The sequence below is a fragment of the Pseudomonas sp. PF05 genome, assembly GCF_056521845.1.
The window spans coordinates 302,222-323,242 of record NZ_JBWLPW010000002.1; the positions used below are offsets into that span (position 1 = coordinate 302,222).

Below are 21,021 nucleotides of genomic sequence, written 5' to 3' on the forward strand. Positions count from 1 at the left end.
ACCGCCAATTCGCCAGCTCCTACCCAATCCCTGTAGGAGCTGTCGAGTGCAACGAGGCTGCGATCTTTCCCAGCCAACTGAATAAATAACAAGTGGAGGCCCATCATCATGGCCAACCTGAAAATAAAGAATCTGCAAAAGGGCTTCGAAGGCTTCTCCATCATCAAGGGCATCGACCTTGAGGTGAACGACCGCGAGTTCGTGGTCTTCGTCGGCCCGTCGGGCTGTGGCAAGTCCACGCTGCTGCGGCTGATCGCCGGCCTTGAAGAGGTCAGCGAGGGCACCATCGAACTGGACGGCCGGGACATCACCGAAGTCAGCCCGGCCAAGCGCGACCTGGCGATGGTGTTCCAGACCTACGCCTTGTACCCGCACATGAGCGTACGCAAGAACATGTCCTTCGCCCTTGACCTGGCCGGTGTGCCCAAGGCCGAGGTCGAGAAGAAGGTCAACGAAGCCGCGCGCATCCTCGAACTGGGGCCGATGCTCGAGCGCAAGCCCAAGCAACTGTCCGGTGGCCAGCGCCAACGGGTGGCGATCGGCCGGGCCATCGTGCGCAACCCGAAAATCTTCCTGTTCGACGAACCGCTGTCCAACCTCGACGCCGCCCTGCGGGTGCAGATGCGCCTGGAACTGGCACGCCTGCACAAAGAATTGCAGGCGACCATGATCTACGTGACCCACGACCAGGTCGAAGCCATGACCCTGGCCGACAAGGTGGTGGTGCTCAACAGCGGGCGCATCGAGCAGGTCGGCTCGCCGCTGGAGTTGTATCACCAGCCGGCCAACCTGTTTGTCGCCGGGTTCCTCGGCACGCCGAAGATGGGCTTTCTCAAAGGCAAGGTCACCGGCCTGGACAGCCAGGGCTGTGAAGTCCTTCTGGACGCCGGCACGCGTATCAGCCTGCCCTTGAGCGGTGCCAGCCTGAGCGTCGGCGGCGCGGTGACCGTGGGGATTCGCCCGGAACACCTGAACCTGGCGCAACCGGGTGATTGCACCCTGCAAGTCACCGCCGACGTCAGCGAGCGGCTGGGCAGCGACACCTTCTGTCACGTCGTCACGGCATCCGGCGAAGCCTTGACCATGCGCGTGCGCGGCGACCTGGCGAGCCGTTTCGGCGAGCAACTGAGCTTGCACCTGGACGCTGAACACTGCCATTTATTCGATGCCGAGGGCGTTGCGGTGACCCGCGCGCTGCGCGCCGCCGCCTGATTGCCGAGACCTGCGATGAAACTCAACCGACAAAACCTGCACAACCTCAACCCTGGCGTCGCCCTGCCCGCCTACCCTTTGGGTGACATCCGCCAGGGCATCGCCCACATCGGCGTCGGCGGCTTCCACCGGGCGCACCAGGCCTACTACACCGATGCGCTGATGAATACCGGCACCGACCTGGACTGGGCCATCTGTGGCGTGGGCCTGCGAGCCGAAGATCGCCGTGCCCGGGATGACCTGGCCGGCCAGGACTACCTGTTCACCCTGTACGAACTGGGCGACACCGATGACACCGAAGTGCGCGTGATCGGCGCGATCAATGACATGTTGCTGGCTGAAGATGGCGCCCAGGCGCTGATCGACAAGCTGGCCGATCCGCAGATCCGCATCGTTTCGCTGACAATTACCGAAGGTGGCTATTGCATCGACGACAGCAACGGCGAGTTCATGGCCCACCTGCCGCAGATCCAGCACGACCTGGCCCATCCTGACGCGCCGAAAACCGTCTTCGGCTTCCTCTGCGCCGCCCTGGCCAAGCGCCGCGCGGCCGGCACCCCGGCGTTCACCTTGATGTCCTGCGATAACCTGCCTCACAACGGCGCCGTGACCCGCAAGGCATTACTGGCCTTCGCCGCGTTGCGCGACGCGGAGCTGGGGCAGTGGATCGACCGCAACGTCAGTTTCCCCAATGCCATGGTCGATCGCATCACGCCCATGACCAGCGTGGCCCATCGCCTGCAACTGCATGACGAACATGGCATCGACGACGCCTGGCCGGTGGTCTGCGAACCGTTCGTGCAATGGGTCCTGGAAGACAAGTTCGTCAACGGTCGCCCGGCCTGGGAAAAGGTCGGCGTGCAATTCACCGATGACGTCACACCCTATGAAGAGATGAAAATCAAGCTGCTCAACGGCAGCCACCTGGCGTTGACCTACCTGGGCTTTCTCAAGGGTTATCGCTTCGTCCACGAGACCATGAACGATCCGCTGTTCGTGCGTTACATGCGCGCCTACATGGACCTGGACGTGACGCCGCAACTGGCGCCAGTGCCGGGCATCGACCTGACCGACTACAAGAACACCCTGGTGGAGCGTTTTTCCAACCAAGCGATTGCCGACCAGTTGGAGCGGGTCTGTTCGGACGGCTCGTCGAAGTTTCCAAAATTCACTGTGCCGACCATTAACCGCTTGATTGCCGACGGTAGCGAAACCCGCCGCGCGGCGCTGGTGGTAGCCGCCTGGGCCGTGTACCTGAAGGGTGTGGACGAGAACGGCGTGACGTATTCAATCCCGGACCCACGGGCAGCGTTCTGCCAGGCACTGGTGGCCGATGATGCGCTGGTGACCCAGCGGGTGCTGGAGGTGGAAGAAATCTTTGGCACCGCCATTCCCCGCTCGCCGGAGTTCGTGGCAGCATTCGAATGGTGCTGCAATAGCCTGCGCGAGCACGGGGTAACGCGAACGCTTGAGCGGGTACTGGCTGACGTGAATTAAGCTCGACACGATCCACTCTTGTGGCAAGGGGCAAGCTCACACTGCCCCAAAAACTGTATAGGCGCCGTGTAGGAGCTGCGTAGGAGCTGTGTAGGAGCTGTCGAGTGCAACGAGGCTGCGATCTCTCCCCAGACACTTGAATCCCAAGCGAAAGATCAAAAGATCAAAAGATCAAAAGATCAAAAGATCGCAGGCTTCTCCAGCGCCTACAGAGCCCGGCGGGAGCAATCTCCAGCCACAGGTTCCATGTTCTGTTCTTTGATCCGAGGATTTCCATGGCAAACCAACAACTGTTCCTGGGCATCGACTGCGGCACCCAAGGCACCAAGGCACTGATCCTGGACGCGACCAGTGGCCAGGTCCTCGGCCAGGGTGCCGCGGCGCATTCCATGATCAGCGGCCCCAACGGATGCCGCGAACAAGACACCCAGCAATGGCTCGATGCATTCACCCTGGCGACTCACCAGGCCTTGGCAACCGCCGGGGTCGATGGCCAGGCGATCCTCGGCATCGGCGTTTCCGGCCAGCAACACGGCCTGGTGTTGCTCGACGACCAAGGCCAGGTGCTGCGCCCGGCCAAGCTGTGGTGCGACACCGAGACAACGCCGGAAAACGATCGGCTCCTGACGTACCTGGGCGGTGAAGACGGCAGCCTCGAACGCCTCGGCGTGGTGATCGCGCCGGGCTACACGGTTTCCAAGTTGCTCTGGACACGGGAGCAGCACCCCGAGGTTTTCGAACGCATCGCCAGCGTCCTGCTGCCCCATGACTTCCTCAACTACTGGCTCACCGGCCGCCATTGCAGCGAATACGGCGACGCCTCGGGAACCGGCTATTTCAACGTACGCACCCGCCAATGGGACATGCAACTGTTACAACACATCGACCCCAGCGCACGCTTGCAAGCGGCACTGCCGGAACTGATCGAGGCCCATCAGCCGGTCGGACGCCTCCTGCCGGCCATTGCTGCGCACCTGGGCATCAACCCCGACGCCGTGGTGGCAAGTGGTGGCGGCGACAACATGATGGGCGCCATCGGCACCGGCAATATCCAGCCCGGCGTGATCACCATGAGCCTCGGTTCCTCCGGTACGGTCTACGCCTATGCCGCCGAACCGGTGGTCAGTCCACAACCGTCCGTGGCGACGTTCTGCTCCTCCAGCGGTGGCTGGCTGCCGCTGATCTGCACCATGAACCTGACCAACGCCACCGGGGCGATTCGCGAGTTGCTGGCGCTGGACATCGACACGTTCAACACCCTGGTAGCCCAGGCTCCGATTGGCGCCGAGGGTGTGTGCATGCTGCCGTTCCTCAACGGCGAGCGTGTGCCCGCCCTGCCCCATGCCACCGGCAGCCTGCTGGGCCTGACCACCACCAACCTGACCCGGGCCAACCTGTGCCGGGCCGTGGTCGAAGGCACGACCTTCGGTTTGCGCTACGGCCTGGACTTGCTGCGGGCCAACGGGCTCCAGGCCCAGAGCATTCGCCTGATCGGCGGCGGTTCGAAAAGCGCGGTATGGCGGCAGATCGTTGCCGACACCATGGACACCACGGTTATTTGCACCGAACAAAGCGAAGCGGCCGCACTGGGTGCGGCGATCCAGGCGGCATGGTGCCACTCCGGTTCGCAGACAGGCTTGGCCGAGCTGTGCGAGCGCTGCGTCAAGCTCGACCCGACCAGCGAAACCCAGCCAATCGCCGCGCATGTCGCGGCGTCGCAGCAGGCTTATGAACGTTATCGACAACACGTCGCAACCCTTTGAGAGCGGGCAACTATGTATTTGGTGTGTGGTGAAGCGCTGTTTGATTTTTTCAGTGAAAACGAGACCGATGGCCCGGCCTCGCAGGTGAACTACAAGGCCATCGCTGGTGGTTCACCGTTCAACGTGGCCGTGGGGCTGCGTCGCCTGGGTGTTGAATCGGCGCTGTTTACCGGCCTGTCCACCGACTATCTGGGCCGACGCTTGCAGCAGGTGCTGTTCAATGAAGGGGTCAGCGCCCAATACCTGGTGGAATTCGACGCACCGACCACCCTGGCGATGGTTGCCGTAGGCGCCAATGGTTCGCCCCACTACAGTTTTCGCGGCGAAGGCTGTGCGGACCGACAACTGACCCTGGCCCATATACCAGGCCTGAGCCCCGAAGTGCGCGGCTTGCATTTCGGCTCGTTCTCGCTGGTGGTCCAGCCCATCGCCGACACCCTCCTGGCCCTGATGCAACGCGAAAGCGGCCGGCGCCTGATCAGCCTCGACCCCAACGTGCGGCTCAACCCGCAGCCGGATATCGAACTGTGGCGCTCACGGATTGCGACGCTGGTGCAATATGCCGACCTGATCAAGGTCAGTGACGAAGACCTGGAGCTGCTCTACCCCGGGAAGGAGCCGGAGGCCATCATCGGAGGTTGGCTGGGGAACCGCTGCCAATTGGTCTTCCTGACCCGTGGTGGCGAGGGCGCTACGGTCTTCAGTCGCCAACACGGCTCATGGTCGCTGCCGTCCTGTCCGGTGAAGATCGCCGATACCGTAGGTGCAGGCGACACGTTCCAGGCCGCGCTGATTGCATGGCTGACTGAACAACGATTGGATTCGGTCGAGGGCTTGCACACCCTGACCCGGGAACAGATCAGCACAATGCTTGAGTTTGCCATTCGTGCCGCCGCCCTGACTTGCGGCAAAACCGGGCCAGACCTGCCCTACAGGCAACAACTGGACTGAATGACATATCGCAAAAAAACTGGACGCCGGGTTCGGACATGACCGGACCCGAGCGTCAGGCTTACAACAAGGCCGTCATCAGCGCCCGGTCATCCGGTGGTGTTGCTGATGAAAGTGATTGCCAGCGGCAGGGTTGTGATCGAGCTCGGTACGCAACTCGGCGATCAGGTCGTTGATGGCCCGGCAACCGATGAGTTTATTGGCATCAATATCGGTCTTGACCAAGGCCACGCGATCGGTTTGGTGATCGTCGTAAATCTTGACCGTCATCTTAAGCTCAGGTGACAAGGTGCATTGCGAGCGCTTGGGCAGCAAGCTGCTTTCAATGATGTTTCGCATTTCGAGGGCAGATAAAAACATGGCGACTCTCTCCTGTTGAGGCGGCCAACTTATGTTCACGTCGGCGGTATTTTCGTCCGTTTTCTTCCCTGCGGACTGGGACTACGAATACCGTGCCGTTCGTTCGTTCTTTGCAGCGTTTTCAGTCAACGAGTTCGTTAGGCGAACTCTTGCATCATCCCGCAAGAAGCATGCCTGTATTGACGACCTTGCGGATTGATCTGAATCAAGTGCTTAGCTTTTTCCTGCGCCAGAGACCTCGTGCAAAATGCAAGGAAACGCTACTTTTTCCATGCAAACTGCAATCGCTTCAGTCCTGTTCGCACCCTAGAGTAGTCCCGAATGCGGCGATGCAAGCGGGCATCCGTCGCCTGGTTCGAAAAAAGTGTGACCTGGCGTAAAAACTCAAATCACGCCGACCGCCGCACGCTCCGCCACATGGCCCAAACTGTCGAAATTGATGTTCGCACCGGAATCGATCGCCACCAGGGTCTGGCCTCGCATACCTGTGTGCGCCACGTACTGCTTGATGCCTGCCACCGCCAGCGCGCCTGATGGCTCGGTGATGGAACGGGTGTCGTCATAGATGTCCTTGATCGCGGCGCACAGTTGATCGTTGCTCACGGTCATCACCTCATCGACACAGAAACGGCAGATATCGAGGCCATGGGCGCCGATCTGTGCAACGGCCACGCCATCGGCGAAGGTTCCCACCTCTGGCAAAGTCACCCGCTCACCGGCTTCCAGCGCCGCTTGCAGACAGGCCGAGTGCTGCGACTCGACGCCAATGATGCGTACCTCCGGGCGCAGGTACTTGACGTAGGCCGCGATCCCGGCGATCAGCCCACCGCCGCCGACCGGGACGAAAATCGCATCCAGCTGGCCGGGGTGCTGGCGCAGGATTTCCATGGCAACGGTGCCCTGCCCGGCGATCACGTCGGGGTCATCGAAAGGCGAGACGAACTCCCGCCCGGTCTGCTTGGCCAGTTCCAACGCATGTGCCAGGGCAAACGGAAAGCTTTCCCCGTGCAGCAGCGCTTCGGCGCCGCGGTTGCGTACGCCCAGCACCTTCAATTGGGGGGTGGTCACGGGCATGACGATGCTCGCCGAAATACCCAATTCCCGTGCCGCCAGCGCAACGCCCTGGGCATGATTGCCGGCAGACGCGGTAATGACGCCACGGGCGCGCTGCTGCGGAGTCAGTTGCACGAGTTTGTTGTAGGCACCGCGGATCTTGAAGGAAAAAGTCGGTTGCAGGTCTTCGCGCTTGAGCAGGATCCGGTTACCCAAGGCCTCGGACAGTGCGGGAGCCGCTTGCAGCGGCGTGCGCACGGCCAGTTCATAGACTGGCGCGGCGAGAATCTTCTTAACGTAGTGCTCAAGCAGGGCTTGCTCGGTGCGGGTAACGGTCATGGCGATCTCCTGGTTCGGGCGGAGCCCAGGAGACAGAAAGAAAAAACCCGCCTCCAGGGCGGGTTGGGTGCAGCCGTCAGCTAACCCGCCAAATAAGGAATGGCGGTAATAATGCTTGGCTGGCTGCGCAGTACGGTCGAAGTCATGGTTGGAAGTTAGCGGCGCGTTGGTGGCAAGTCAATGGCAAATAGGTAGGAGCTGGCGAGGCTTGCGATCTTTTGATCTTTTGATCTTTCGCTTGGGATTCAAGTGTCCGGGGAAAGATCGCAGCCTCGCTGCGCTCGACAGCTCCTACACAGCTCAGGGCGTTGTGTCATTTAAGTCCGACTTTGTACAACGCCCCGTCGTCCTCATCCGTCAGCACATACAGGTATCCGTCCGGGCCCTGGCGAACATCCCGGACTCGCGCCTTGAGCTCACCCAGCAAACGCTCTTCGTGGACGACCTTGTCGCCCTGCAGTTGCAGGCGGATCAGTTCCCCGGGTACCAGCGCGCCAATGAACACATTGCGCCGCCAGGCCTTGAAGCGATCATGGTCGTAGAACGCCATGCCGCTGAGCCCCGGTGACACCTGCCAGACGTGGTGTGGGCCAAGGGTGCCTTCGACGGTCTTGCCCTGGGCTTCGGGAATCGGGGCGCCGGAGTAGTTGATGCCATGGGTCGCCAGTGGCCAGCCGTAGTTCTTGCCGCGCTCGATGATGTTCAGTTCATCACCGCCCCTTGGGCCGTGTTCGTTCTCCCACAACGTGCCATTCCACGGGTTGAGGGCCGCACCTTGGGGGTTGCGCATGCCGTAGGACCATATCTCGGGACGGACGTTCTTCTGGCCGACGAAGGGATTGTCGTCGGGCACCTTGCCGTCGGGGTAGATGCGCACGACCTTGCCTTGCAGCTTGTCCAGGTCTTGGGCGGTGGGCCGCTCGTTGTTTTCCCCCAAGGTAATGAACAGATAGCCGTCGCGGTCGAAGACCAGGCGCGAGCCGAAGTGGTTGCCCGTGGACAGCTTGGGCTGTTGGCGAAAGATCACGTCGAAGTCCTTCAGGCTCCTGAGGTCTTCGGACAGTTGCCCGCGCCCCACGGCGGTGCCGGCCTTGCCGTCTGGGCCCGCCTCGGCATAAGACAGGTAGACGGTACGGTCCTGCTTGAAGTCAGGCGACAGCACCACGTCCAGCAGGCCGCCCTGGCCCTTGGCCCATACCACAGGCACGCCACTCAAAGGCGCTGACAATTGACCATCGGCGCTGACCACGCGCAGGTTGCCCGGTCGCTCCGTCACCAGCATGCCCTCCTGGCCAGGCAGGAATGCAACAGACCAAGGGTGCTCCAGCCCCTTGGCCACGGTGGTCACTTCCAGGGTGCCCTCCTCGCTCTTGAATGACTGGGTTGGCGCGGCAGCAGCCGGCATGGTGAGAGTCAGGGCAGCACTGGCGCAACATACGGCCAGGAGTGTTTTAAGCGACATGCACAATTCCTTCTGTGGTGTGAAAAGCGGGCGACGGCCTCCGGTACCTAGCGGCTGCCATTTTGGGTACTCCTGGGTGGCGTAGGAGACTCGATGGTGGGGCGCGGCGAACCCGATGGCTGGCCGGACCGGGGGTAGCCGTTGCCGATGCCGCCGTTTTCCAGGGTCGGTGGGCGCGGTACCGGCACCGTCGGGTTGTCATGAATCGTCGGCACATTGGACCGCGTGCCCTGCATGCTGTTGGGATTGGCCCGCCGCGTCGGGCTGTTGTAGGGATTGTTGTTGCCCGGAAGATTCTGGGCCAGAACCACGGGATCTGCGCCCGGCATGGCGGCGTGGGCGGCAGCGGTCAGCAATAGCGTCATGATGGCAACTATCAGCCTGTTCATTCGGACACCTCTTGAGTTCAGGCATATCGAAAGCACGCTACGCCGCAGGTTCGCCCTTGTTAAGCGAAATGTCCGGGTGAAGATGTAACGAAACGTCTGCGAGACAATGTGCAAGCGGGCTTGTTCGCGATGACGGCGCTACAGGCACCCTTGATGCAAGTTGCCCCACCGCTGTCGCAAGCAAGCTCGCATCCACAATGGAAACTTTTCCCAAGGCGCGAAGGTCACCAGAAAGACATCCACCGGCGAGGACGACACCACCATGGCACGGGCAATCTGGAAAGGCGCAATCAGTTTCGGACTGGTCCACATTCCTGTCGCGCTGGTGTCGGCCACCTCCTCCCAGGGTGTGGATTTTGACTGGCTGGACAAACGCAGCATGGACCCGGTGGGCTACAAACGGGTCAACAAGGCTACGGGCAAGGAAGTGACCAAGGACGACATCGTCAAGGGCGTCCAGTACCAGAAAGGCCAGTACGTGTTGCTCAGCGAGGAAGAAATTCGTTCCGTCCACCCCAAGTCCACCCAGACCATCGATATCTTTTCCTTTGTCGACAGCGAGAAGATCCCCCTGCAAAACATCGATACACCCTACTTTCTCGCCCCTGACAAACGCGGTGGCAAAGTCTATGCCCTGCTGCGCGAAACCCTGGTCAAGACCAACAAGGTCGCCCTGGCCCACGTCGTGTTGCATACCCGCCAGCACTTGGCGGCGCTCATGCCCCTTGAATCGGCGCTGGTGCTGGTGATGCTGCGCTGGCCCGCGCAGGTGCGCGATCTTGATGTCCTGGAACTGGGCGACGAGGTCACGAACCCGACCCTGGCCAAGGGCGAGCTGGAAATGGCCAAGCGCCTCGTCGAGGACATGAGCGCCGACTGGGAGCCGCAAGAATACCGGGACAGCTTCGAAGACAAGATCATGGAACTGGTGGAGAAAAAGGCCAACGAAGGCCGCCTTGAAGCGGTGGAGACCGACCCGGGCGAAGAACAACGCAAGACCGCCGATGTCATCGACCTTACCGAGTTGCTCAAGCGCAGCCTGGGCAGCAAGGGCAAGGCCACCGACAAATCCGCCGGGAAGGTCGCTGCAAAACCGGCGAAACCCCGCAAATCCGCTCCTGCCAAAAAAGCCACCAAGGCCTCCCGGGGGTAAACCCTGGCGTGCGCAATACAAGGGAATCTGCCATGGCCAACGCCAAGAGTGAATCTGCTCGTTTGTCCAACGCCGAGTCTGACGCTACGACGGCCCGCAAGGCGCCTCAAAACAGCCTGCCCGAGCGCCTGTCGCCGCAATTGGCCACGCCTGTGGAAGAACCGCCCACCGGCGAATGGCGCTATGAAGTCCAATTCCACGGCTATCGGCTGCTGACCCGTATCGAACGTGGCGAAGTCCGCCTGTTCAATCGCACTCACCAGGACTGGACCGAGCGGTTGAAGCTGCATGCAGACGCCCTGGCCGGGTTGAACCTGGGGGACAGTTGGCTCGACGGCGAACTGGTGCTGCTCGATGAGACCGGCCACTGCGATTTCGCGGCCCTGCGCCAGGCCTTCGACATCAACCGCACGGTCGACATGGTGTATTTCCTGTTCGATGCGCCGTTCCTCAATGGTGTCGACCTGCGCCAGGCACCGGTGGAGCAACGCCGTGCCGCCCTGAAAAAAGCCCTTGGCAACAACGCCAGCAAGCGCCTGCGTTTTTCCGAGTCGTTTTCCGCCAGCCAGCACGACATGTTCGAAAGCACCATCGCGCTCTCACTGGACAGCGTGGTCGGCAAGCGCCTGGGCAGCCCTTATATGTCCCGGCGAAGCGCCGATTGGGTAAAACTCAAGTGCCGGTTGCGTCAAGCCTTCGTCATCGTCGGGTTCACCCGCCCCCAAGGCAAGCGCAGCGGTTTCGGCGCGTTGCTGCTGGCCGTCAACGGGCCGTCTGGGCTGGTGTACGCCGGTCGGGTCGGCACGGGGTTCAGCCAGGCGCAAATCAAACAATTACACCCGCAACTGTGTGCGCAGCAGCGCGAGGCTTCGCCCCTGGCGTTGCCACCCAACGGTGTGCAGGGACGTGGCGTGCAATGGGTCGAGCCTGGCCTGACCTGCGAGGTCGAGTTCACTGAATGGACTCGCGATAACCAGGTGCGGCAGGCTATTTTCCTGGACTTGTCGAGCAATATGCCGGCCGACAAGGTGTTTCGCGAACAGCCTCTGCCAATAAAACCCACGACGCCAGAACCCAAACGCCGCAGCAAAGCCCGCGCGGCCAAAGTCGACGGCGTGACAATCACCCACCCCGATCGGGTCATCGACGGTGTCAGCGGTGTGCAAAAGGCCGAGTTGGCGCAGTATTACCTGGACATCGCTCCTTGGATCCTGCCGCACCTCAAGCAGCGCCCGGTCGCGCTACTGCGGGCGCCGGACGGTATCGGCGAAGAGCAGTTCTTTCAAAAGCACGCCGATCGCCTGGAGATTCCCCATATCCAGCAGTTGGATCCGCACCTGGACCCGGGCCATGCAGCGCTCATGGAAATCGATGACATCCACGCCCTGGTGAGCGCGGCGCAGATGGGCACGGTGGAGCTGCACACCTGGACCGCGACCCACGACCGGATCGAGACGCCTGACCTGTTCGTTCTGGACCTGGACCCGGACCCTTCGCTGCCCTGGAGCGCCATGATCGAGGCGACCCACATGACCTTGGCGGTGCTCGACGAGTTGGGTTTGCAGGCTTTTCTCAAGACCAGCGGTGGCAAAGGCATGCACGTGATCGTCCCCTTGGCGAGAAGTGAGGGCTGGGACGCCACCAAGGCGTTCGCCAAGGCCATCTCGCAGTTTCTGACCCGGCAAATGCCTGAGCGCATCACGGCCACCATGGGCCCAAAGAACCGCGTCGGGAAAATATTCGTCGACTACCTGCGCAACGCTCGCGGTGCCAGCACAGTGGCCGCCTACTCAGTACGCGCCAGGCCAGGGCTACCGGTCTCGGTGCCGATTGCCCGGGCCGAACTGCAAACCCTGCGCAACGCCCAGCAATGGGACATTCATACCGCGCTGGAACGGGCCAAAGGCTTGGGCGCCGATCCTTGGGAAGGCTACAACCACCGCCAGCGGATCACGGCCAGGATGTGGGAGCAATTGGATGCACAAAAACCCCACGACTGAACACCCTATAGACCCGTAGAAACGTAGGAACGTAGGAACGTAGGAGCTGTCGAGTGAAACGAGGCTGCGATCTTTCCCCAGACACTTGAATCTCAAGCGAAAGATCAAAAGATCAAAAGATCAAAAGATCAAAAGATCAAAAGATCGCAGGCTTCGCCAGCTCCTACGAGGGTAAAAAATTCAGATCCAGACAAAGATCGCCAGCAAACCACCAAAAAAAGCCCACTTCTGCAGGTAATACAACGTGCGGTTGCGTTTTTTCAGGGCCTTGCCCTGCAACCGGATCTTGTAGAGCCTGGAGAACGCCCGGTTCAAGGCGCCCGTCCTGTCGCCCGCGTCGTTGGGCGCACCGGCCGCGGCCATCACGGTGCGGCTGAACCAGCGGTTGAACGCGCTAACCCAGCGAAACTTCATGGGCCGCTCCACGTCGCAGAACAGGATGATGCGATTATGGTCAGTGGTGTTCTGAGCGTAATGAATGAACGTTTCGTCGAAGATCACCGCCTCGCCATCGCGCCAATGATAAGGCTCGCCATCGACATTGATGTAGCAGCCCGCATCGTTGGGCGTTTCCAGCCCCAGGTGATAGCGATAGGACCCAGCGTATGGGTCGCGGTGCCGCACCAGCTTCGAGCCCGGTGGCAACTCGGCGAACATCGCCGCCTTGATCGAGCCGATGCTCTGCACCAGTTCGGTGGTGCGTGGGCACAGTTTCATGGCCGAAGGATGGCTGTCGCCATACCACTTCAGGTAGAAACGCTTCCAACCGGTCTTGAAGAACGAGTTGAAGCCCACATCGTCGTATTGATTGGAACGCTTGATCTGCCCCGCGTGCAACAGGCCTTGGCCTTCGGCCCGGATCTCTTGCCAGTGGGCCTGCAACGGGCTCAGGTCCGGGAACTGCGCCGGGCTCAGGAACGGCCTGTTGGGCAGTTTCGAGCACAGGTAAAGCAGGCAATTGATCGGCGCAAGAAACGACGAATGATCGCTCAACTGGCGTCCGAACGTATGCCGCACGCGACCGCGCAGGTGAACGTAGGCAATGGAGAAGATGTAGATCGCGACAATGATGAGCTTCACGAAAACCGTCACCATGCTGGAGTGATCAGGTTGCCTCCCCGGGCCAGCCAAGCGGCAAGGGCGGTGGCACAGGGTGCGATGGCATTCTAGCCACAGTTTGTAACCAAAAGTTATCCTTCAATTGTGAAAAACTGTCTTGCCCGGGCAATACCCTATCGTTTATGCGGCCAGACCAGTACAATCGCCGCCAACTATTACGCGCCCCCTTTGGCCGATACCGCAAACGCGGCTTCGGCGCACGTCTACCGGGCCAGGCGCTCCGTATGCTGCTGTCCTCTTATGCCGGATGGACCCTTGCGCTTGCGACCGCGACGCCTTTGCGCGGTCGCAACGTGCGCAAACAGGTACTGAACAGGTACTGCCGCACCCTTAGCTACTCTGAATGTTCCGCAGGATAAACCTTTGATCTCTACAGCTAACATCACGATGCAGTTCGGCGCCAAGCCACTGTTCGAAAACGTCTCTGTCAAATTCGGCGCGGGCAACCGCTACGGTCTGATTGGCGCCAACGGTTGCGGCAAGTCGACCTTCATGAAAATCCTCGGCGGTGACCTCGAGCCGTCCGGCGGCCAGGTCATGCTCGAGCCGAACGTGCGCCTGGGTAAGCTGCGCCAGGACCAGTTCGCCTACGAAGAATTCACCGTGATCGACACCGTGATCATGGGTCACGAGGAGCTGTGGAAGGTCAAGGCCGAGCGCGATCGCATCTATTCGCTGCCAGAAATGACCGAAGAAGACGGCATGGCCGTGGCCGAGCTGGAAACCGAATTTGCCGAGATGGACGGCTACACCGCCGAATCCCGCGCCGGTGAACTGCTGTTGGGCCTGGGGATTGGCATCGAGCAGCATTTCGGCCCGATGAGCGAAGTGTCGCCAGGCTGGAAACTGCGAGTGTTGCTGGCCCAGGCGCTGTTCTCCGACCCGGAAGTTCTGCTGCTGGACGAGCCGACCAACCACCTGGATATCAACACCATCCGCTGGCTGGAAAACGTGCTGACCCAGCGTTCGAGCCTGATGATCATCATCTCCCACGACCGTCACTTCCTGAACAGTGTCTGCACCCACATGGCGGACCTGGACTACGGCGAGCTGCGCCTGTTCCCGGGCAACTACGACGAGTACATGACCGTGGCGACCCAGTCCCGCGAGCAACTGCTGTCGGACAACGCCAAGAAGAAGGCGCAGATTTCCGAGCTGCAGTCGTTCGTCAGCCGTTTCTCGGCCAACGCCTCGAAAGCCAAGCAGGCTACGTCTCGCGCCAAGCAAATCGACAAGATCCAACTGGCCGAGGTCAAGCCATCGAGCCGCGTCAGCCCGTTCATTCGCTTCGAACAGACCAAGAAACTGCATCGCCAGGCGGTCATTGTCGAACGCATGGCCAAGGGTTTTGACGGCAAGCCGCTGTTCAAGGACTTCAGCTTCACCGTCGAAGCCGGTGAACGCGTGGCGATCATTGGCCCGAACGGTATCGGCAAGACCACCTTGCTGCGCACCCTGGTCAATGAACTGGAACCCGATGCCGGTACCGTGAAATGGACCGACGCCGCGGAACTGGGCTACTACGCCCAGGATCATGCCCACGACTTCGAAGACGACGTCAACCTGTTCGACTGGATGGGCCAGTGGACCCAGGGTGGCGAACAACTGGTTCGTGGCACCTTGGGCCGCATGCTGTTTTCCAACGACGAGATCCTCAAGTCGGTCAAGGTCATTTCCGGTGGTGAGCAAGGCCGCATGCTGTTCGGCAAGCTGATCCTGCAAAAGCCGAACGTGCTGGTCATGGACGAGCCGACCAACCACCTGGACATGGAATCGATCGAAGCGCTGAACCTGGCACTGGAAAACTACCCGGGCACGCTGATCTTCGTCAGCCATGACCGTGAGTTCGTCTCCTCCCTGGCCACCCGCATCATCGAGTTGAGCGCCGACGGCGTGGTCGACTTCAGCGGCACCTATGACGACTACCTGCGTAGCCAGGGTGTGGTGTTCTAAGGACAGTCCTTGGCTGTTCGCTGCAAAAGCAAAGCCCTGTCCATGTGACAGGGCTTTTTTGTATCCCAAAGAGCAACAACCTGTGGGAGTTCAAGCTTGCTCGCGATGAGGCCGGTACATTCAACCTCATTTCAAACTGAGCACTCAGCCTCCCAAACCCATTTAGTTAGCCTGCTTTCTTTTATCCTCACCTCACGCCATGATGAGGCTCTCTTACCGCCGCCCGCGAACGAGCCCTATGCCCACGCCCTCACCTGCCTCCAGCTCCCTGTCGATCACCCTGCAGATCGTTTCCATCGTTTTCTACACCTTCATCGCCTTTCTATGCATCGGCCTGCCCATCGCCGTGCTGCCGGGGTACGTCCACGAGCAACTGGGCTTCAGCGCAGTGGTGGCCGGGTTGACCATCGGCTCACAGTACCTGGCGACCCTGCTCAGCCGCCCCATGGCCGGGCGACTGTCGGACAGCGTCGGCACGAAGCGGGCAATCGTCTACGGGCTGTCGGGGATTGTGCTCAGCGGTTTGCTGACGCTGCTCTCGATCTTGCTGCAAAGCTTTCCCCTGCCCAGCCTGTTGATTCTGATTGCTGGGCGCTTGCTGCTTGGCGTGGCCCAAGGGCTGATTGGCGTGGGCACCATCAGTTGGTGCATGGGCCAGGTGGGTGTGGAGCACACAGCCCGTTCGATTTCCTGGAACGGTATCGCCTCGTACGGAGCCATCGCCATCGGCGCCCCGCTGGGCGTGGTGATGGTCGGTGAGCTGGGGTTCGCCAGCCTGGGTGTGGCTTTGTCGGTGCTGGCCGGGGCGGCGCTGTTGATGATTCGCAACAAGCCATCGGTGCCGGTCATTCGTGGCGAACGCTTGCCTTTCTGGGCGGTGTTTGGACGCATTGCACCGTTCGGCGCGAGCCTGAGCCTGGCGTCGATCGGCTATGGCACGCTCACCACGTTCATCACATTGTTCTATATCAGTCGCGGCTGGACCGGCGCGGCCTGGTGCCTGACGGTCTTCGGGATCTGCTTCATCCTGGCACGGTTGTTGTTCATTTCCAGCATCGCCCGCTTCGGTGGCTTCAACTCGGCCATTGCCTGCATGAGCATTGAAACCCTCGGGCTGGTATTGCTGTGGCTGGCGCCGTCCACCGCGTTCGCCCTGGTCGGTGCCGGGCTGGCTGGTTTCGGGCTGTCGCTGGTATACCCAGCGCTGGGGGTGGAGGCCATCAAGCAAGTGCCGAACACCAGCCGGGGTGCGGGTTTGAGCGCCTATGCGGTGTTCTTTGACCTGGCGCTGGCGATTGCCGGTCCGCTGATGGGGGCGGTGGCGTTGAACCTGGGTTATTCGTCGATTTTCTTCTTTGCCGCCTTGTTGTCCGTCACTGGGCTGGGCCTGACTCTGCTGCTGCGTCGCCGAGCCATGAACGCGTCTTCGTAATACTGTTCACTAGGGAAACGGCGCTTGTTTCAGGAATGGCAAAAACGCTCTGCCCCACCACTTGGCACCTCGCTTAGGCTCGGTGTGCCCTCACTCCGGCACTGCTCCGTGGGCCCGCCGCGAAGGGCCATCCATGGCCCAGCGTGGTTAACGGGGCGCCGAGATCAACGTCCATCGCGAGGCGGCCTGATAGCCGACCTGGCTCTTCCGGTCGTACACCCGTCAGATCTGTGGGAGCAAAGCTTGCTCGCGAAGACGGCGGCACATCCAGCGCTGATGCAAGCTGATCGACCGCTATCGCGAGCAAGCTTTGCTCCCACAGGTCCTGCTCAAACAGATCTGACGGGCGTACGAACGGGAGAACCAGGTCGGCTGTGAGGCCGCTTCTCGAGCAAGCTTTGCTCCCACAGGTCCTGCTCAGACAGATCTGATGGGTGTACGAACGGGAGAACCAGGTCGGCTGTGAGGCCGCTTCGCGAGCAAGCTTTGCTCCCACAGGTCCTGCTCAGACAGATCTGATGGGTGTACGAACGGGAGAACCAGGTCGGCTGTGAGGCCGCTTCTCGAACAAGCTTTGCTCCCACAGGTCCTGCTCAAATAGATCTGACGGGTGTACGAACGGGAGAACCAGGTCGGCTGTGAGGCCGCTTCGCGAGCAAGCTTTGCTCCCACAGGTCCTGCTCAAACAGATCTGATGGGCGTACGAACGGGAGAATCAGGTCGGCTGTGAGGCCGCTTCGCGAGCAAGCTTTGCTCCCACAGGTCCTGCTCAAACAGATCTGATGGGTGTACGACCGAAAGAGCCAGGTCGGCTATAAGGCCGCCTCGCGGTGGACGTTGATCTCGGGCGCCCCGTTAACCACGCTGGCCGAACGCAGGTATTGCGTAGTGGGCCCACGGAGCAATGCCTTCGTTCGGGCACACCGAGCCTAAGCGAGTTGCCAAGTGGTGGGGCATGAGCGTTTTTGCTTACTTTTGGCTGGTCCGGCTCCCGGCTCTTCCAAAAGTGAGCCGCCGTCAGGGCGGAACCCTAAGTAGCCGTTACCGCAGAAACGGATATACACACCAAAAACTCGGAACGGAAGATCACCGGGAACGCTTAAGTGAACAGCACTACCTCATTGATCAGCCGTCCTCATCCCCGCCCGGGTCGGCTTGCCCAAGGCCTCGCCGAAAAAGCGGCTGGCCTCGGAAATCATGGTGCGGTGGATGTCCTTGCGGTCGACACCGTCAGCATCCGTGCAAAGCGCCGGCATCGCGGCGATCTGCTCGTCTGTGCACGGTGCCAGGAAGACAAAATGCCCCGCACCGGCCAGGGTCTTGAAGTCCGGCGCAGTGGGCAGCTTACGGGCCAGAGCGGCGGCATTCTTGTCGAAGGCCACGAGTTTGTCGCCATCGCCGCTGTACAGCAGCACCGGCACATGGACATCAGCCAGGGTATGACGGCCGAACTTCAGGCTCAGCGGCGCCATCAACAACAACGCCCGGACCCTGGGGTCAGCCACCGGTTGCAGGTCATCGCGATCAGCGATCAGTTCGCCCTGGGTATTGCAGGCGTCCCGGTCGTCCGGCCGCTCTACGCAGTAGCGGCGCAGGCGATTGAGGTCGGGCGTCGCACCGGACAGGATCAGCGCGGTTTCGCCACCGGCCGAATAGCCGATCACCCCGACCTGCCCGGCATTGACGAACGGCGAGAGCATCGGGTCATTGAGCGTTGCGGTGATGGCTTCGGAAATCTGGATCGGCCGCCCGTACAGGTTGCTCAGGGTGCCAAGCCGGCTGTGATCCTGAGCGTTGTCGCCGGGATGAGTCACCGCCACTATGACAAACCCCTTGCGCGCCAGCGAAGTGGCCAGGTCATGCAGGGCCAGCGGCGTACCGGTATTGCCAGGGGACAGCATCAACAGCGGAAAGCGCCCGATAGCGATCTTGGCGTCTGGCGCGGCATCGATCTGGTAGCCACCCAGCAGGCTGGACTGTTCCCGGTCGGTGGACGGATAAAAGGCGATCGCATGCATCGGCTGCTGATCCAGCGGATCGAGAAAACTCAGCTCATGGAAACCGGCGCTCCAATGCGGATGTGGCCCCGGGGCGGCCTGCACTGAACCGAGACTGGCACACAAGCAAAGCAGCAACGCTGCACCAAAACGCGTCATCGAATCTTCCACCTTCACCAGCGCACGGGAAGGCCCCGTCGCTCGCCGTCTTGGCCGTGCATAACCTGCGCCATAAAGCCCAGCGCCGAATGCAGCAAAACCCTGCATCCCGACCGTCCAATGACAACGAGAATACAGGGTTTTACGAAGGCTGCCCCAATAGCTTAGAGCCTTTACGCAAGCCTTACGCAGCAGCGAACTGCTGGCCGATCTGCAACGTGGCTTCGCTCATGGCTTTGGTGCGCATATCGTCACCGTAGGCCAGGCCCTCGGCGCGGACGAATTCGATATCGGTGATGCCGAGGAAACCGAACATCAGCTTCAGATAATCCTCGTGCCCTACGCCGCTCGGTTGGCCGGCATGCAAACCACCTGCGGTGGAAACGATCACCAGTTTCTTGCCGCCACACAGGCCTTCGGGACCGGCTTCGGTGTAGCGGAACGTCTGGCCGGCCACGGCGATGCGGTCGATCCAGGCCTTGAGTTGGGTCGGAATGCTGAAGTTATACATCGGCGCGGCGATGACCACCGCATCAGCGGCCAGGAATTCGGCCATCGCCGACGCGCTGAGATCGGCTTCATGCTTGAGCGCTGCGTCGCGCAATTCGGCGCTGGTGCCGGCGGCGATCAAGGTCTGGGCGGAAAAATGGCTGATGGCGTCAGCGGCCAGGTCGCGGTAGGTCACCGTGATGCCTGGCTCGGCAGCTTTCCAGACTTGAACCACTTCGCGGCTCAATTGGCGGGAAGCGGAGTTGTCGCCGAGGATGCTCGAGTCGATGTGCAGCAGTTTCATGTCAGTGCTCTCCAAGTGAGGACCGCAACCGGGCGATCAATGGGTGACCATCCTATCGACGAAGCTAATGATCGATAAGACAGCATAAATGCGATAGTTTGTCCCACTGACAGGACAATCGAGCTCAACATGCAAGACCTCAATGACTTGTACTACTTCGCCAAAGTCGTCGAAGCCGGCGGTTTCGCGGCGGCCGGGCGATTGCTGGGGATTCCCAAATCGCGGCTGTCACGCCGGATTGCCGAGCTGGAAGAACGCCTCGGCGCCCGGTTGCTCCAACGCACCACTCGCCAATTGAAGTTGACCGCGGTCGGTGAGCGTTACCTGCGCCATTGCCAGGCGATGTTGCTGGAGGCCGAGATGGCCGACGAGGCGGTGGCGAGCATGTCCAGCGAACCGCGTGGCCGATTGCGCGTATCGAGCCCGGTGGGCCTGGCCCACCAGTTCCTGCCGGTGATAATCGAAACCTTCCTGGTGAAATACCCTTTGGTGCAACTGGAGATGACCCTGCTTAACCGGCGGGTCGACCTGATCAGCGAAGGCATCGATGTGGCGTTGCGCGTGCGCGACCTGGGGGACGAAGACCCCTTGCTGATGACCCGGCGTCTGCGCCAGGCGCGGCTGATGATGGTCGCCAGCCCGGCCTTTGTCGAAGGACGGCGGATCGAAACCCCGGATGATCTCAAGCAGTTGCCGGTGCTGGGGGCATTGGAAGCCGATCGCCAGGTGCACCTGCGCCTGGTCAGCGCCGACGGGCAGCGTGTGGAACTGAGCCTGGAAGCCCGCCTGGGCATTGACGACTTCATTGTGCGCCGGGCCTGCACCCTCGCCGGCCTGGGCTTCACTTTATTGCCGAGCATGTATTGCGAGCAGGAATTGCAGGACGGCACACTGGTGGAACTCTTGCCTGGATGGTCGTCACCCGATGGCTGGCTCCAGGCGGTCTACCCGCATCGGCGCGGCATGTTGCCGGCGGTGCGTGCATGGATCGATCATTTGGTGGAAGCCTTCGAGGGCTGTGGAGATAGAACGATATGAGGTTGAGCGAAGAGGATGTCGCGCAGTTTTGCCTGGACCTGCCCGGTGCCAGGGAGGACTACAAATGGGGCGGCGTGCGGGTGTTTTCCATTGCTGGGAACAAGATGTTCGCCTTGCAGGGCCTGCGAGGCGACTCGCTGGCGTTCAAGGTCGACAAGGACCTGTTCCTGGGCCATTGCGATCGGCCGGGCATCCACCCCGCGCCTTACCTGGCGCGGGCCCAGTGGGTCATCATGCAGGTGCCCTACCCGCTGGATGGCGAAGAGCTGCGTGGCCTGCTGCAACGTTCACACCAGTTGGTGGTCAGCAAATTGCCCAAGCGCACCCAGGCGGGCTTGTTGCTCTAGTTAT

17 protein-coding genes and 1 pseudogene are annotated in these 21,021 nt (G+C 61.2%); 10 read left to right on the top strand and 8 right to left on the bottom strand.

Annotated elements, in window-relative coordinates:
- The first annotated feature begins 108 nt into the window (after positions 1–108).
- The 4 genes from AC09SL_RS06345 (at position 109) to AC09SL_RS06360 (ending at position 5,423) form a co-directional block, all read left to right on the top strand.
- Entirely contained in the window at positions 109–1,212 is a 1,104-nt protein-coding gene (locus AC09SL_RS06345; RefSeq protein ID WP_058545840.1) for an ABC transporter ATP-binding protein, read from the top strand.
- A gap of 15 nt (positions 1,213–1,227) precedes the next feature.
- Positions 1,228–2,709 carry a mannitol dehydrogenase family protein gene (locus tag AC09SL_RS06350; protein ID WP_058545839.1) on the top strand — a complete coding sequence of 494 codons (1,482 nt, stop codon included), beginning with the start codon at positions 1,228–1,230 and terminating at the stop codon, positions 2,707–2,709.
- Between the two features lie 275 nt (positions 2,710–2,984).
- Complete coding sequence (xylB, locus tag AC09SL_RS06355; protein WP_058545838.1) at positions 2,985–4,472, top strand: xylulokinase; 1,488 nt, start codon at positions 2,985–2,987, stop codon at positions 4,470–4,472.
- 12 nt (positions 4,473–4,484) lie between these two features.
- Positions 4,485–5,423, top strand: a complete 939-nt coding sequence (locus tag AC09SL_RS06360) for a carbohydrate kinase family protein (RefSeq protein WP_058545837.1) — start codon at positions 4,485–4,487, stop codon at positions 5,421–5,423.
- 78 nt (positions 5,424–5,501) lie between these two features.
- On the opposite strand, the gene AC09SL_RS06365 is transcribed toward AC09SL_RS06360, so the two are convergent.
- The 4 genes from AC09SL_RS06365 to AC09SL_RS06380 all read right to left on the bottom strand — a co-directional run bounded on the left by AC09SL_RS06365 (position 5,502) and on the right by AC09SL_RS06380 (position 9,026).
- Positions 5,502–5,783, bottom strand: coding sequence for a DUF1652 domain-containing protein (locus tag AC09SL_RS06365; RefSeq protein WP_058545836.1), 282 nt, complete (start codon positions 5,781–5,783; stop codon positions 5,502–5,504).
- Between the two features lie 384 nt (positions 5,784–6,167).
- Positions 6,168–7,175: a threonine ammonia-lyase, biosynthetic gene (ilvA, locus tag AC09SL_RS06370; protein ID WP_081264408.1), complete on the bottom strand. Its 1,008-nt coding sequence runs from the start codon at positions 7,173–7,175 to the stop codon at positions 6,168–6,170.
- Positions 7,176–7,488: 313 nt separating this feature from the next.
- The gene (locus tag AC09SL_RS06375; RefSeq protein WP_058545835.1) at positions 7,489–8,637 is read right to left on the bottom strand and encodes a PQQ-dependent sugar dehydrogenase; all 1,149 of its coding nucleotides are present in this window, start codon (positions 8,635–8,637) and stop codon (positions 7,489–7,491) included.
- Positions 8,638–8,684: 47 nt separating this feature from the next.
- A complete protein-coding gene (locus AC09SL_RS06380; RefSeq protein ID WP_058545834.1) occupies positions 8,685–9,026 on the bottom strand; it encodes a hypothetical protein in 342 nt (113 codons plus the stop codon).
- 262 nt (positions 9,027–9,288) lie between these two features.
- On the opposite strand from AC09SL_RS06380, the gene ku reads away from it, so the two are divergent.
- Together ku and ligD are read left to right on the top strand one after the other, a co-directional pair.
- Positions 9,289–10,179 carry a non-homologous end joining protein Ku gene (gene ku / locus AC09SL_RS06385; RefSeq protein ID WP_058545833.1) on the top strand — a complete coding sequence of 297 codons (891 nt, stop codon included), beginning with the start codon at positions 9,289–9,291 and terminating at the stop codon, positions 10,177–10,179.
- Between the two features lie 32 nt (positions 10,180–10,211).
- Complete coding sequence (ligD, locus tag AC09SL_RS06390; protein ID WP_058545832.1) at positions 10,212–12,179, top strand: DNA ligase D; 1,968 nt, start codon at positions 10,212–10,214, stop codon at positions 12,177–12,179.
- Positions 12,180–12,359: 180 nt separating this feature from the next.
- On the opposite strand, the gene lpxO is transcribed toward ligD, so the two are convergent.
- On the bottom strand, positions 12,360–13,259 hold the full coding sequence (gene lpxO, locus AC09SL_RS06395) for a lipid A hydroxylase LpxO (protein ID WP_058545918.1): 900 nt from the start codon (positions 13,257–13,259) through the stop codon (positions 12,360–12,362).
- 402 nt (positions 13,260–13,661) lie between these two features.
- On the opposite strand from lpxO, the gene AC09SL_RS06400 reads away from it, so the two are divergent.
- A complete protein-coding gene (locus AC09SL_RS06400) occupies positions 13,662–15,251 on the top strand; it encodes an ABC-F family ATPase (RefSeq protein WP_003181279.1) in 1,590 nt (529 codons plus the stop codon).
- A 238-nt stretch (positions 15,252–15,489) separates the two neighbouring features.
- Entirely contained in the window at positions 15,490–16,683 is a 1,194-nt protein-coding gene (locus AC09SL_RS06405) for an MFS transporter (protein ID WP_058545831.1), read from the top strand.
- A gap of 812 nt (positions 16,684–17,495) precedes the next feature.
- Here AC09SL_RS06405 and AC09SL_RS06410 read toward each other — a convergent pair.
- The 3 genes and pseudogenes from AC09SL_RS06410 to AC09SL_RS06420 all read right to left on the bottom strand — a co-directional run.
- Positions 17,496–17,576: pseudogene (locus tag AC09SL_RS06410) on the bottom strand (nucleoid-structuring protein H-NS); the annotation flags it as partial.
- Positions 17,577–17,801: 225 nt separating this feature from the next.
- Positions 17,802–18,839 (bottom strand): alpha/beta hydrolase family protein, encoded by a 1,038-nt coding sequence (locus AC09SL_RS06415; protein WP_058544388.1) that lies wholly within the window; start codon positions 18,837–18,839, stop codon positions 17,802–17,804.
- Positions 18,840–19,023: 184 nt separating this feature from the next.
- On the bottom strand, positions 19,024–19,632 hold the full coding sequence (locus tag AC09SL_RS06420) for an FMN-dependent NADH-azoreductase (protein ID WP_058544389.1): 609 nt from the start codon (positions 19,630–19,632) through the stop codon (positions 19,024–19,026).
- A gap of 129 nt (positions 19,633–19,761) precedes the next feature.
- Between AC09SL_RS06420 and AC09SL_RS06425 the strand changes: the two genes are divergently transcribed.
- On the top strand, positions 19,762–20,670 hold the full coding sequence (locus AC09SL_RS06425) for a LysR substrate-binding domain-containing protein (protein WP_058544390.1): 909 nt from the start codon (positions 19,762–19,764) through the stop codon (positions 20,668–20,670).
- Positions 20,667–21,017: an MmcQ/YjbR family DNA-binding protein gene (locus AC09SL_RS06430; protein WP_058544391.1), complete on the top strand. Its 351-nt coding sequence runs from the start codon at positions 20,667–20,669 to the stop codon at positions 21,015–21,017. The genes AC09SL_RS06425 and AC09SL_RS06430 overlap by 4 nt, the downstream gene beginning before the upstream one ends.
- Positions 21,018–21,021: the final 4 nt, after the last annotated feature.

What these genes read in the sequence shown, in the direction of transcription:
- AC09SL_RS06345 (WP_058545840.1), top strand. Translation starts at nt 109, where the DNA reads ATGGCCAACCTGAAAATAAAGAATCTGCAAAAGGGCTTCGAAGGCTTC.
- AC09SL_RS06350 (WP_058545839.1), top strand. Translation starts at nt 1,228, where the DNA reads ATGAAACTCAACCGACAAAACCTGCACAACCTCAACCCTGGCGTCGCC.
- xylB (WP_058545838.1), top strand. Translation starts at nt 2,985, where the DNA reads ATGGCAAACCAACAACTGTTCCTGGGCATCGACTGCGGCACCCAAGGC.
- AC09SL_RS06360 (WP_058545837.1), top strand. Translation starts at nt 4,485, where the DNA reads ATGTATTTGGTGTGTGGTGAAGCGCTGTTTGATTTTTTCAGTGAAAAC.
- AC09SL_RS06365 (WP_058545836.1), bottom strand. Translation starts at nt 5,783, where the DNA reads ATGTTTTTATCTGCCCTCGAAATGCGAAACATCATTGAAAGCAGCTTG.
- ilvA (WP_081264408.1), bottom strand. Translation starts at nt 7,175, where the DNA reads ATGACCGTTACCCGCACCGAGCAAGCCCTGCTTGAGCACTACGTTAAG.
- AC09SL_RS06375 (WP_058545835.1), bottom strand. Translation starts at nt 8,637, where the DNA reads ATGTCGCTTAAAACACTCCTGGCCGTATGTTGCGCCAGTGCTGCCCTG.
- AC09SL_RS06380 (WP_058545834.1), bottom strand. Translation starts at nt 9,026, where the DNA reads ATGAACAGGCTGATAGTTGCCATCATGACGCTATTGCTGACCGCTGCC.
- ku (WP_058545833.1), top strand. Translation starts at nt 9,289, where the DNA reads ATGGCACGGGCAATCTGGAAAGGCGCAATCAGTTTCGGACTGGTCCAC.
- ligD (WP_058545832.1), top strand. Translation starts at nt 10,212, where the DNA reads ATGGCCAACGCCAAGAGTGAATCTGCTCGTTTGTCCAACGCCGAGTCT.
- AC09SL_RS06405 (WP_058545831.1), top strand. Translation starts at nt 15,490, where the DNA reads ATGCCCACGCCCTCACCTGCCTCCAGCTCCCTGTCGATCACCCTGCAG.
- AC09SL_RS06415 (WP_058544388.1), bottom strand. Translation starts at nt 18,839, where the DNA reads ATGACGCGTTTTGGTGCAGCGTTGCTGCTTTGCTTGTGTGCCAGTCTC.
- AC09SL_RS06420 (WP_058544389.1), bottom strand. Translation starts at nt 19,632, where the DNA reads ATGAAACTGCTGCACATCGACTCGAGCATCCTCGGCGACAACTCCGCT.
- AC09SL_RS06425 (WP_058544390.1), top strand. Translation starts at nt 19,762, where the DNA reads ATGCAAGACCTCAATGACTTGTACTACTTCGCCAAAGTCGTCGAAGCC.
- AC09SL_RS06430 (WP_058544391.1), top strand. Translation starts at nt 20,667, where the DNA reads ATGAGGTTGAGCGAAGAGGATGTCGCGCAGTTTTGCCTGGACCTGCCC.